The sequence below is a fragment of the Hymenobacter sp. HD11105 genome, assembly GCF_054051685.1.
Genome location: NZ_JBSWBR010000002.1, coordinates 443,923 through 456,871 on the forward strand (window position 1 = coordinate 443,923; position 12,949 = coordinate 456,871).

At 55.2% G+C, this 12,949-nt stretch carries 8 protein-coding genes; 1 reads left to right on the forward strand and 7 read right to left on the reverse strand.

What is annotated here, in order from left to right; translation table 11 throughout:
- Positions 1-41: 41 nt before the first annotated feature.
- The 3 genes from ACW9KT_RS08270 to ACW9KT_RS08280 all read right to left on the reverse strand — a co-directional run bounded on the left by ACW9KT_RS08270 (position 42) and on the right by ACW9KT_RS08280 (position 6,586).
- The gene (locus ACW9KT_RS08270; RefSeq protein ID WP_457079215.1) at positions 42-1,514 is read right to left on the reverse strand and encodes an efflux transporter outer membrane subunit; all 1,473 of its coding nucleotides are present in this window, start codon (positions 1,512-1,514) and stop codon (positions 42-44) included.
- 155 nt (positions 1,515-1,669) lie between these two features.
- Positions 1,670-3,175 (reverse strand): efflux RND transporter periplasmic adaptor subunit, encoded by a 1,506-nt coding sequence (locus tag ACW9KT_RS08275; protein WP_457079217.1) that lies wholly within the window; start codon positions 3,173-3,175, stop codon positions 1,670-1,672.
- Between the two features lie 57 nt (positions 3,176-3,232).
- A complete protein-coding gene (locus tag ACW9KT_RS08280; protein ID WP_457079219.1) occupies positions 3,233-6,586 on the reverse strand; it encodes an efflux RND transporter permease subunit in 3,354 nt (1,117 codons plus the stop codon).
- Positions 6,587-7,081: 495 nt separating this feature from the next.
- On the opposite strand from ACW9KT_RS08280, the gene ACW9KT_RS08285 reads away from it, so the two are divergent.
- Positions 7,082-8,263: an OpgC family protein gene (locus ACW9KT_RS08285; RefSeq protein ID WP_457079221.1), complete on the forward strand. Its 1,182-nt coding sequence runs from the start codon at positions 7,082-7,084 to the stop codon at positions 8,261-8,263.
- Between the two features lie 79 nt (positions 8,264-8,342).
- On the opposite strand, the gene ACW9KT_RS08290 is transcribed toward ACW9KT_RS08285, so the two are convergent.
- From ACW9KT_RS08290 to ACW9KT_RS08305, 4 genes are all read right to left on the reverse strand, one after another.
- Positions 8,343-10,037, reverse strand: coding sequence for an MFS transporter (locus ACW9KT_RS08290; protein ID WP_457079223.1), 1,695 nt, complete (start codon positions 10,035-10,037; stop codon positions 8,343-8,345).
- A gap of 275 nt (positions 10,038-10,312) precedes the next feature.
- Positions 10,313-10,633: an STAS domain-containing protein gene (locus ACW9KT_RS08295; RefSeq protein ID WP_457079225.1), complete on the reverse strand. Its 321-nt coding sequence runs from the start codon at positions 10,631-10,633 to the stop codon at positions 10,313-10,315.
- 196 nt (positions 10,634-10,829) lie between these two features.
- On the reverse strand, positions 10,830-11,234 hold the full coding sequence (locus tag ACW9KT_RS08300; RefSeq protein ID WP_457079227.1) for a hypothetical protein: 405 nt from the start codon (positions 11,232-11,234) through the stop codon (positions 10,830-10,832).
- Between the two features lie 448 nt (positions 11,235-11,682).
- Positions 11,683-12,693: a chemotaxis protein CheB gene (locus tag ACW9KT_RS08305; protein ID WP_457079229.1), complete on the reverse strand. Its 1,011-nt coding sequence runs from the start codon at positions 12,691-12,693 to the stop codon at positions 11,683-11,685.
- Positions 12,694-12,949: the final 256 nt, after the last annotated feature.

Sequence of the window (12,949 nt, forward strand, 5' to 3'; positions counted from 1 at the left end):
ATGAGGCAGAAGTTAAAGAAAAGACCCCCATAAGTATCGCTTTATTCCCAACTGCCACCCAAAGCCCGCACAAGCTGTACTGTGTAGCGCAATTGGTTGGCTTGAATCTGTACGCGCTGGCGGGCGGCATTGAGGGTAATACGGTCCGCATCAACGACTTGGAAATAGTCGGCGAGGCCGCGGCGGTAGCGCTCCAGCGTGAGGCGTCCGGCCTGACGAGCGGCGGTGAGGGCGCGTTGCTGAGCCGCGAGCTGGACGGCGGTTTGCTGCACATCAGCCAGCGAAGTTTCCACCTCCTGAAACGCGACAATAGCCGTTTGGCGGTACTCCGCGGCCTGGGCATCGTAGCGGGCCTGGGCAATTTGCTGATTGGCCCGCAGGCGCCCACCGTTGAAAATTGGGATGGAAATACCCCCGCCGAGGTAATACGTGTAGTTGTCGGATATCTTGGGCAAATCGCGCAGCTCGGCCGACTGGGGGCCGATAAAGCCATTCAGAAGCACGGTGGGAAGGCGCGCAAGGCGTGCGGCATCCACGCGGGCATCGGTGGCGGCCAGCAGGCGCTCGGCTTGCAGCAGATCGGGGCGGCGGGTGAGCAGGGCCGCCGGGACGGAAACCGGTACCTGGGGGGCAATAGGAGCGCTGGGCCGAGGCGCAAGGGTGAAGGCGCTAGCTGTTTGGCCCGTAACGGCGGCCAAGGCAGCTTCCAGTCCTTTGCGCTGACGCTGAGCATCAAACAAGTTAGCTTCCACGGTGGCTAGCTCCGTCTCGGCCCGGCGCACGGCTATTTCGTTATCGACGCCGGCCGTGAAGCGGGCATTGGTTAACTCCAGGCTTTGGCGCCGAGCTAGCAGCGTGCTATCCAGCACTGCTAGCTCGGCATCAAGGCCGCGCAGCCCAAAATAATAGGTAGCCGCGTCGGCGGTCAGGCTCAGCTGGACAGCTCGCAGCTCGGCTTCACTAGCCTCTGTTTCGGCTTTGGCGGCTTGCACACCCCGACGCAACCGGCCCCACACGTCGACTTCGTAGCTAACAGTGAGGGGTACATAATATTGGGTCTGGACAATAGCCTGAGGGGTAGTTGCCCCATTTTCGCCCCCCACCGCGAAGGGGATGGGCCGCAGCCCCGAGAGTTGGGTAATGTAGGCTTGGGGTTCGAGAGAAACTTCAGGCAGACGGGCGGAAGTAGCTAGGCGAATGGCCGCGCGGGCCTCATCGACGCGGGCTACGGCGGCCTTGAGGCTGAAATTACCCCCCAGGGTTTGCTCCTCCAGCTTAGTCAGCTCGGGGTCATTAAAAATGGTCCACCAAGCGGGAAGGGCTGGTTTCTGGTCGAGGGCAATGGGCGGGGGAGCCGGCGGCGCGGGCGTGGCCGCGACAGGCGCACCATTTTTCCAGGTAGAAGGCGTCGATACCGTCGGGGCTTGATAGCGTGGCGTGCGGCTACAATTGCTCAAGCCACTAAGCAGCAATAGGATAAACGTGTAGGTAAGTAGAAGGGAGGGGAACCTCATGCAGAGTTATGATATAACGCCAAGTCTTAGCTTGATTGAGTGTAGCACGAACTGGTAGTTCGTGTTTCGTTGCGGATAGTAGCAGGCTAAGAAAAAAAGCCCCCAGCCATTCATTCAACGATACGCGGACTACCAGTTCGCGCCACATCTTCGGTTTACTTCTTATCGGGCTGAGCAGCGGGTATAGCCACGCGGGGCCGGTCGGGGTCGTAGGGGCGCTCAGGAGCTTTGGGCTTCGATTGGCTACCTGGTTTTTTGTCTTCTTTCTTGGGCTTGCGGGCTTCTACCTGCTGGCCGTCGCGCAGACTTTCAATGGGATTCACGACCAGCATTTCGCCTCCTTTCAAGCCTTTTATTACTTCTATCTGGTCTCCGAAATCCCGGCCAGGTACAATGGCTTGGTAGCGAATCTTGTCATTAGCCACCACCACTACTCGCGGCTCGATGCCACTGGGCACTAAGGCGTTGGCTGAGATAATGACGCTCGGCTGCGTGCGCGGTAGCTGAAAGCGAACTTGAGCAAACATGCCTGGTCGTAGGAGCTTGTCGGTATTAGGAACCTGCACCTGAGTAAGCAGGGTGCGCGTTTGCTCGTTCAGGGCGCCGGCGTCGCGAGCCACGCGGCCGGGGAAAGTGCGGTTGGGGTATTCGGGCACTATTATTTCCGTTAGCACGCCGGGCTCGATACCAGCTACAAAGTTCTGCGGGATGTCCACAAAGGCCCGGAGCGTATCGGTTTGTTCGATCTTGAATAGCTGGGTACCCTCGGCGTTGCTCGGCGACACGAGCGAGCCAACTTCCACATTGCGCTGCGTAACAATGCCGCTAAATGGGGCCGTGACGCGCCGAAAGCCCTGCTGGGCCAGCAACCCACTCAGCACGGCCTGCTGGGCTTCATACTGCGCCCGGCCCTCATCCAGCTCCTGCTGCGAAATGGCCCCCGGCAGCTCGATGCTGCGCAAACGCTCAAAGCTGGTGCGGGCTAAGTTGAGGTTAGCGCGCGCCTGGGCCACCTGCTGATCCAGCTCGGGCGTGGCGAGTAAAGCCAATAATTGCCCTCGTTTTACGCGGGCGCCAATGTCGGCGTACCAGGTTTTTACGAAGCCATTGGCCCGGGCAAAAACGTAGGTTTCGCGGTTGGAACGGGTATCGGCCGGCAGCTCTACGCGAGTCGTGTCGGGGGCAGCGGTGGCGGGCTCCACGGTCACGATGGTGAGGGCATTAGCTTGTTTCTCGGCTTCCTCTTTGCGCTTTTTGTCCTTGCTCAGGCGCGGCAGCAAGCCAACTAGCAGCAAGGCCGCAAACACGGCGCCTATGCCGAGCGCAATCAGCCAGGGTTTGCGCTTTTTCTTGCCGGGGGCCTTTTTCTCGCTCTCTGCCTCGTCGTTTTTGTCCTGGCTCTTATCGTCTTTAGACTGCTCATTTGCCGGTTTTTTGGCTTCTTCCTCTTGTTGGGCTTGCTCCTCGGGGCTGGGGGGCGATGAGGTTTTCCAGTCGGCTTCGGGAGCGGGCTGGGGGGCTTTTTCCTCCGCAAACGAATCGCCTAGCTCAGCGCGGGCGCGGAGGTTGGCAGGCGGCTCCGGATGGTCGGCATCTGCGGGCTCGTCGGGGCGCGGGTCGTCCTGGGGCGGGTCTTTATAGTCGTCGGAGCGGGTGGCCATAGAGGGGAGAAAGTCGTGGGGGTGGAGCCTGGTTGGCTTGTGTCGAGGCAGGTTGAGTTAGGCGGCTACGCGGTCTTCTTCAGCTTGTTTTTCTTCGGCTACCAGCTGTTTCTTTTTGAAGTAGCTGAACACAACCGGCACAAAGAACAAGGTGGTAAACGTGGCCAGAATCAGTCCGCCGATTACGGCGCGCCCTAGAGGAGCATTTTGCTCGCCGCCCTCGCCCAGCGCCAACGACAGCGGCATCAACCCGATAATGGCCGCCAGAGCCGTCATCAGCACCGGCCGCAGGCGGGTTACGCCGGCATCAATGGCCGCGTCGCGGGGGCTGAGGTCGGGCTGCTCCTCGCGCCGCTCGTTGGCAAACGACACCACCAGAATGCTGTTGGCCGTGGCAATACCAATGCACATAATGGCGCCCATCAGGGAAGGCACGCTGAAGGTGGTTTGAGTCACAAACAGCATCCAGAGCATACCAGAAATGGCCCCTGGTAGCGCCGTGATGATGATAAAAGGGTCAAGCCAGCTCTGAAAATTGACCACCATCAGCAAGTAAAGCAGCACAATAGCACCGGCCAAGCCAATGCCTAGACCCGTGAAGGAAGTCTTCATGCTTTCCACCTGCCCGCGCAACTCAATGGTTGTGCCCTCGGGTAGTTTTTCGCTGGTTTCCTTGATAATGTTCCGAATTTCCTTGGCCACGCCGCCCAGGTCGCGGCCCTCCACGCTGGCGTACACATCAACCACGCGCTGAATGTCATAGTCGCTTACCACGGCTTCGGTTTGGTCGCGGCGGGTTTCGGCGAAGCTGCTCAGGAGCTGGACGTCGGTTTGGGAGGGACTGGTGATGCCGATGGTGCGAATATCATTAAGCGTAGCGAGCTTATTGGGGGGCGTTTGCACGGCCACCGTATAATTCACGCCGCTTTCGGGGTTGAGCCACTGGTTGGGGTCAGTCTGAGTACTGGAGCTGAGGTTGACTAGCACGTTATCAGCAATGTCGGCCTGTGTGAGACCGACTTGCTGGGCGCGCACCCGATCTACATCCAGCCGAATCTGGGGGGCTTTTATCTGGAAAATAAACGCATCGACCACCCCCGGAATAGCAGCTATTTTCTGCTGAAGCTGCATGGCCACCTTCTCATTGATATCCATGTCGCGGCCCGTCACCTGCACATCGATGGGGGAGGGCAGGCCGAAGTTCAGGGTTTGATTGACAATGTCGGCGGGCTGGAAGAAGATGGTTAGATCAGGGTGCTGGCGGTGCACCCGGCGCCGGATTTCTTGAATGTACTCCTCCGTGGGGCCGTGGCCTTTTTTCAGCGAAGCCAGAATCTCACCGTCGGCCGAGCTGATAACCGGGTTGTCGCTCAGTAGTAGATTCACTGGAATGCTGGGCAGACCAATGTTGGATAACACCAACTCTAACTCTTCAGCCGGTACCACATCCCGAATAATGCTTTCCACTTCCCGGAAGCGCCGCTCGGTTTCCTCCAGGCGCGTACCAGCCGGGGCGCGCACGTGCAGGCGCATCTGCCCGGCATCTACTTTCGGAAAGAAGTCTTGCCCAATAAACGGATACAAGCAGCCCGACCCAATAAACAGTATTGTGAAGCCAATAACGACGGTTTTGCGGTGGTCGAGGGCCCAGTACAGGGCGCTGGAATAAGCATTTCGCACCTTGTCGAATTGCTTGTCAAACTTTTGGTGCGCCCGCCAGATCCAGCTTTTCTGAATGGTTTCAGCGCCTTTCTTTTCCTCGGCGGTGAGTGGGGGCTCAGCGTCTTCCCCGTCGAGGTTAGCGGCTTGCTCCTTATCGACCTGCTCGCGGCGGAGCTGGCCCAGCTCTTTCTCGTGCTCACTTACTTTTTTGCCGTCGCGCACCTCGTCGCTGGGCACCCGCTCGGGACCTTGCTCGTGGTAGATGGGCAGTTCCTTGCGCAGCAGCACTCTAGCTAGCGTAGGCAGAAAGGTGCGCGACAGGAAATACGACACAAACAGCACGAAAATGACCGTCAGCGCTAGTGGAGTAAAAATGTCGGCCGACACACCCGACAAAAAGAAAATCGGTACGAATACGATGGCCAGGCCGAGCGTAGAAACCAGCGCCGGCAGCGCCACCTGCGAGGCGCTATCCAGAATCGATTTCTTCACGCCTTTGCCCATGCCCATGTTGCGGTGAATGTTCTCTATTTCCACCGTGGCATCGTCTACCAGGTTACCAATAGACAGAGCAATGCCGCTAAGGGTCATGATGTTAAGCGTCTGTCCAAAGGCACGCAGCAGCATAATGGTGACCAGGACCGACAGCGGAATGGACAGCGTAATGATGAGCGTGGAGCGCCAGGAGCCCAGAAACAGCAGAATCATAATGCCCGTAAGGGCCGCCGCCACGCAGCCCTCCACCGCCACCCCCGAGATGGAGGAGCGCACAAAAAAGGATTGGTCAAACAACAGCTTCACATCCAGTCCTTCCGGCGAAGTAGCCACTACATTGGGCAGTTCTTTCTTGATGCCGTCGATGACATCGAGAGTACTAGCTAGGCCGCTTTTCAGGATAGGAATAACGGCAGTGCGCAGTCCATCCTGACGCACAATATTGGTTTGGACGGCTGCGCCCTCATGCACAAAAGCCACGTCGCGGATATATACCGTCACGCCGTTGACCACTTTCACGGGTAGGTCATTGAGCGTGGCAATCAGCTCGGGGCTGCTGTTGAGGCGCACATCGTATTCCCGGTCGCCAATTTTGGCCGTACCGGCGGGTAGAATCACGTTTTGGGTGGTTAGGGCGTTGACTACATCATTGCCCGACAGGCCTTTGCCGGCTAAGGCTTCGGGCTTTAGATCCACCATTATCTGTTTGGAACGGCCCCCGTTGGGCACGAGCAGCGAGGCGCCTTTTACCACCGCCAGGCCCGGCCGCACAAAGGAGCGGCTGGCATCGTAAAGGTCAGCCTCACCAAGGGTTTGGGAAGAAAGGCTGGCCTGGGCAATGGGCACGTTGGCCGCCGAGTAGCGAATAATCAGTGGGGGACCAATGCCCTGGGGTAAGCCCCGAATGAGGGTGGCAGTGATGGCGGTGAGCTGGGCTACGCCCGCGTCAGGGTCGGTACCAGGCTGGAAGAAAACCTTGATGATGCCCACGCCTTTGATGGCGCGCGACTCCAGATGCTCAATGTTGTTGACGGTGGTGGTGTACACGCGCTGGTTCACGTTGAGCACGCGCTGGTTCATTTCCTCGGCGCTCATGCCCGAGTAGCTCCACACCACGCCCACCACCGGAATATTGACCTCGGGAAAGATATCCACTGCCATCGTGAAGATGGTCAAAATGCCCCCCGCCAGAATCACGAAGGCCATTACAATAAAGGTATACGGACGCGATAGCGCCAGGCGAACCATCCACATAAGCTAGACTAAAGAATAGGAAATAAGCACAGCCTCTATAAAGGGAGCAGTAATTGGCAGTGCTGTTGAGTTACGTATTCGTAGCTGTTTAGGCCAATAGAAATAGCTGCTGGTGGGCGAATTCACAGTACCAACCACTTACAAGGCTGAAAGTTGGGCTCAAGCTAAAAAGCTGGGCGTCCCTAACGCTCGCTTTTACCTCGTGATATATCCAGCTAATTTCTAAAAGGGGCCTCTGACTGGGCCTCACTTGCTTGTACTGTCTAGTAGGTTCACGTCCGCGTCAATGGATGCTAAGGAGCAAGCACACATTCGTCTAGAACCTACGGATTAAGTCAAAACTCAATCGGTAGGCTCTGCGCATAACAAGGGAATGCTTTCTATAAATAGTTAAATTTCAACTGTATAAGATTTAACTAAAAAAATATTCAATAAAACTTATATGTTTTTTCGATTTAGGTATAAAATTATATAAATTGCACAAAAAATATAACTATGAAGAGGAGCGATAAACTTGATTTTTTTAGAGGTATTCTGTTGATATTGATGACGATAGACCACATTCTACCAAGCAGAGACATTACCAAATACTTTACTTGTGAGTTTATCGGATGGGTAACTGCTGCTGAGGGCTTCGTTTTTCTGTCAGGGCTAACCGCGGGACTGGTATACACTCGTAGGATGATTGAGAAGGGGGAAAATTTTGTAAGCGTAGCGGCAAAAGCTAGGGCTTGGCTAATTTATAAAAACCATATAGCCATCTTATTTTTTGCGTTGCTCGCTGTGCTCTTTGGTTATGGAGTAAATGAATACTGGGGAAATAATTATGGCCTATTTTATAATAACCCTTTCTTGTCAATGATACTTGGAACTGTTTTGTTGTATCAACCAGCCTATCTAGATATTTTGCCTATGTATACAATTTTTGTATTATTCGTGCCAATTATAATTAAATATTTTATAAAAGGGTATGCTTGGTATATTTTTGTATTGTCTACTGTAGTATATATAATTTCCTTCTTTATTGAGCTTGATTATTTTAAAGAAATACCAGGTACAACTGATATGAATTTTGGCTTCTTTAATATACTGTCTTGGCAGTTTGTTTTCTTTATAGGTCTGTTTTCAGGGTTTAGCCTCTATCATGGCAGGTCTGCTTGGTGGGTAAAAAATAAACCTTTATTATCACTTTCGATAACCGTGTGCCTAGTCCTTTTTATATTGAAAATTACTCGTATTAATGTTGACGAATTAGGATTTCTCTTTTCAAGGAGTACGTTGGGTCTAGTAAGAATAATTAATTGTATGGCAGTTATTTTTATAATTTCTTTTATTTCTTCTGTTAAAAAAAATTGGTTTTCATTTAAACCTGCTTGCTATCTGGGGCAACACTCTTTAGAGGTTTTTTCATTCCATGTAGTTTTGCTGATTATTTTTAAACCATTTATCCAGTCAGTTAGTGGTGTATTTTCATTTCAGATTTCTCGTCATTTTTTTATTTACCCAGTATCTTCATTAATAATATTTTGCTTTATACTACCTGCCTTATTTCTAGCACCTACCTTTTTTAAGAAAAAGACTTATGTACTTAGTAAGAATGAAATTAATCCTTCACCCAGCGAGGATTGGTTGACGAATGCTAAGGTTTTAACAGAGGACTACAAACAGGCAGTTTAAAGAACTGACGTTATCTTAGGTGCCATTGTGTGGGTATAGGCGGCAAATAAGGAGCAGCCAGTTTAGAAGCCTTGTAGCGCTAAGCCGACGTTTCGCCGGCGGTGCTGGCAATGTGGCGGGTGCTGCCGGGTACCATCACGCGGGGCGGCTGAGAAGGCTCGGGGTGGAGGGCCAGCAGGCGGGCTACGCGGGGCATCTCGGGGCCAATGTGGAGGGCACGGGCGCGGGTTTTTACCTCGGCTTCCTCCCGGCTCACGCCCCGGTCGTGGAGCTGCTCGTATTCTTCCCACGACTCCACCATAAAATACTCCACCAGGCGCGTAGGGTCGGCCAGATCGACGTACAAACCCACGCGAATGGCGCCCTCGCGGCGGCGAATGCGGCTGAGCTCGTCCATGATGGCGGCAAACTCGGCCCGGTCGGTGGGCGCGACGCGGTAGGTGGTCGTGATGATGACGGGGCCGGCATCGGGAGAGGGCTCGGCTTCGGCTAGCTCCGGCACGGGGCGCTGCCGGGCGGGAGTGAAGTCGAGGCTTTCGGGCGCGTTGATTAGGGAGAACCTGAACACTAACAGCGTGCTTAGTCCGAGCCAGATGGCCGCACCTGACAAGGCTACGGGCAGCCCCCAGGTAGATGCAACGGAGCCCCAAACAACGCTACCCAGCGCCATGCCGCCCTGAATAGTAAGTAGGTACAAGCTAATGGTACGGGCCTGCACCCAGCGCGGCACCACCGTTTGCACCCCTACGCTGAAGGAGTTGAGCACGAGCATCCAAGCCAAGCCTACCAGCACCAGTAGCCCATAAAGCAGCCAGTAATTATCGGCAAAAGCCAGCCCCAGCAACCCCAGCGCAAACGCAACCGTGGCCAGCGTTACGCGGTGGTTGATGGTGATGCCTCGGTTGAGGCGGGGCAATACCACGGCTCCTAAAACGGCCCCCAGTCCCATGCATGAGAGCAGGGTAGAGTAGAAAGAAGTAGGTAACTGCAAGCGCTGAGCTACTACGGCCGGCATGAGCGCCAGTAAGGCGCTGGCTCCGAAAGTGAAGCTCACGCCCCGCACCAGAATGCGCTGCACGGGGGGCGCAAACCGAGCATAGCGTATCCCACCCCGAATGGCTGCCACCACCCGCTCCGTAGCCAAGGTAGAAGTAGCCTGAGGCTCGCGTTGCCAGCGCCACACCATAAAAATGGTGGCTAGAAACGATAAGCCATTCAGCAAAAAGGCCCCCCCGGCCGAGAAATAGCCAATGACCAAGCCGCCCAGCGCCGGCCCAAACGCACGGGCCAGATTAAAGCTTACGCTGTTTAAAGCAATGGCTTGGGGCAGTTCGGCGCGGGGTACCAACTCAGGTGTTACGGTTTGCCACACGGGGTTATTCAAGGCGCCACCCAGGCCGAGCATAAATGTGAGCAGCAGCAGTAGCCAGGGCGACGTGAGGCCGAGCAGGGTGAGAGCGGCCAGCAGCAAAGCCACCGAGGCCATCCAGGTTTGGGTGAGCAGCAGCATGCGGCGTCGGTCCACGAGGTCGGCGAGGGCGCCGGCAGGTAGGCTGAGCAGGAATACTGGCAGGGCCGAGGCTGTTTGGAGCAGGGCCACCAGTACGGGCGAAGGGGTAAGCTGGGTCATTAACCCCACAGCGCCTACGTTCTGCATCCAAGTGCCAATGTTTGAGACAAACGACGCAACCCAAAGCATCCGGAAAAACGGAATTTTGAGCGGGGCGAAGGGCGAAGTGGAAGCGGGAGAAGTAAGCGTGGACGAGACGGGCATGGGGGGCAAATCTGAAGCTAAGCCATTCGCAAACGAATCTTCTAGCTTACGTAGCCCCACCAAAAATTGCTGCTTCTCCCCCTGAAAGCAAGTGCCGGAAATTAGCAGCAGCGAGAAGCGGAAGTGCCGATCTCGATTTGCCCCTAGGTCTTTTACTGAGATAAATTAAGAGTCGGTATACACAGAATGAGCTCACTGGGAGGTGGGCTCGCTAGCTGAAAGCTCGGTACGTAGAAAGAGTTTTTAGATGCCGTTTACCAGCTGCTCGTGCTGTTTTAGCAAGCATATTTCGGCGGATACACCCGAAAAACGGTATCAAGACGGAGCAGGTACAGCATGTAGTGGAGGGAGGGGCTGACGTTGTACAGCCGCAGCTTGGCACCCGTTTGATGCAGCAGGAGCAGGTAAGAAGCCAAGTGCGCTACGCCGTGGGTGCGCAGGCAGGGCAGACTCCCGCAGTCGATCAGGAGGCGGGGGCGGCGCATGGTGGCGCAACGCATTAGCGTGCGGGCAAAGCGGGTAGGAGTACTAGGGTCAATACAAAGCTTGACTAGCGGGGGAGTTAGAATGGTAGAGCGAGATGCCAGGGGCTGCATAACGAAGGCTAGAATCGTGAAAGAATAATTAGTAGAGTAGAATAGGTGCGAACTGGATAGGGCATTAAACAAAAATAAGCCGGAAAGAAATCTCCCGGCTGCGTAGTAGCACTTGTTTTTAACTCCGTATTGCTGCCTAAATCATTCGTACTTATGCGGGTAGGTACTGAAGTTTAAACACACATAGTGTAGCGATTCAGCTCTGGGCAGCGAGGCTATACGGCACAGAATGTCCCACACTGAAGCGCCAGATGGAGCTTTCTGACCCAAGGCGGGCCAGGGTAAAAGCCCCCCGCAGCAATTGGCCGTGCAGATGAAACTGTAAGTTGCCGGAGCGCAGAGCTTGCTGGAAGTCCTCGACCATAGTGCCCTCCTGCGAAGTGACTAGCGTGCACTCGCCACTATCTACCTGGTGGGCGGGCAGAGGCCAGCTGAGCGGAGCTTCGCAGAGCAAATAATACGGCTGGCCGGCCATTAGGCGCTGGGCTGGGCCTGGCAATACCCAATGCGTGAGTTGCTGGGTGAGGCTGTAAAATGCCAAATGCTGAAATATCGCATCTGCCGATGATTGCCGCAGTACGAACCGGAGAGGAAAGGACATGGCAAGACGGGCGTAAAAGTGAAGCTATAAGGCGTGCGGATAAAATAGGGAAACAAAAAACCGGGCCGCCACCTAAGTGGCGGCCCGGGATAAGATAAAGTGCCTCGGTAGCGGAGCAACAGCGCGCTCCGGCTACTGGGCAGCGGCAGAGAGCATCGGCAGCTATAAACCTGCCGTAGTGGAGTGCCCGGCAAAGTCAGAGTAATAATGCTCTCTGCCACCATCTTCCCGTTCACCGGGCAGCCCACTCACGTTCTTAAACGCGGTTCGGACTCAAAAATTCTGTCGTTTTCTACGGAAATGCATCGACCCAAACACGTAAAATGCCGCTAGTAAACACTACGTATTACTGCGTTAACTACGGATACATACATTCTTGAAAAAGCCTCCCAGGTTTGTTCTGGGGGGCTTTTTTAGATTGGTCGATATTCCAGACGAGTAGCGGAGCTTAGCTGGCTTCTTCCTCTGGGGCGGTGACGTTGGAATTCACGCCGTTGAGCAAAAACTCGCGCAGGCGGTTGATGTGGCCCTTTATTTCCAGAATCCGCTCCTCCTGCTGCACCGAAAAGATGCTCTCGCCCCGGCTGGCCATGCTGGTGAGCAGGTTTTTGCGCTCTTCCATCATGCGCAGCGCCACCCACAGGGTTTCTTCTAGGCTGTGCTGGGTGCTTTTGAGCAACGCATCGGCTGTGAAGGAGTGGCCGGTGTGGCAGCGGTAGCGCAGCAGCTTGCCGTGCTTCAGCTCAAACAAGGAGCCACCACAGTCGGGGCAGGTCATGGCGCTGGGCCTTCCCAGGCGCTGTAAGTCTTCGGTGTCTCCCACAACTCTTTCCGCAATGGCGGCCTCCAGTTTTATGTCATCAGGAATGGTGCTATTATTTCCAAGCGGTATTTGTACCAGACGAATCAGCAGCTCTCCCATCTGCGACACGGGTACCACGTAGTCGACTGCCACGTTGCTGAGCGCACTTTCGGGCATACTCGGAAACTCGGCCTCGTTCGGGTCCTGCACCACAGCCAGGCCCCCGCAGCGCTTAATAAACTCTAGGCCGGCAGTACCATCGTGGAGCATACCTGTGAGCACGACGCCAATAACGGCGGTGCCATAATGCGCCGCCGCCGAGCGAAATAAGGTATCAGCGGCCGGGCGGTAGTGGTTTTCGCGCGGGCCCTTAGTTATTAGCAGATGACCATTCTTTACCAGCAGGTGCCGATCGGGGGGAGCTAGGTACACGGTGCTGGGCTCAATCGGGTCGCCGTCGGAAGGTAGGCGGCAGGTGAGTGAGGTGTGTCGCGAGAGGCGCTGTACGAGGTGCTCACCGGAGGAGTCGGGGGCGAAATGCTGAACAATAAGCACTGCTGCCGGCAGGTTGGGGGGCAATTGTTCGACAAAGCGGCACAGGGCAGGCATTCCGCCGGCCGAAGCGCCAACTACAATAAGATGAAAGGGGTTTATCACAAGAACAGAGCTGAGTAAATCAGTAGAGCAGAGCACCAGTGCTTTCCCTAATGTACGAGAATGAAGATAATTAGACCGTTGTTGAGCTGAGCTATAAGCTGCCGCTGCTGTCAAGTAGGCGGAGGAGTGGTTTTATGCTTAATTTTGAGGTAATAGTACGCCGAGCATTTTACGTGCGCCGCGCCTGCTAGAGCTATCAGACCTTCGCGGCACCATTCTCCAGACGGCGGCTACTTGCCAAAGCAGCCCCTAGCTA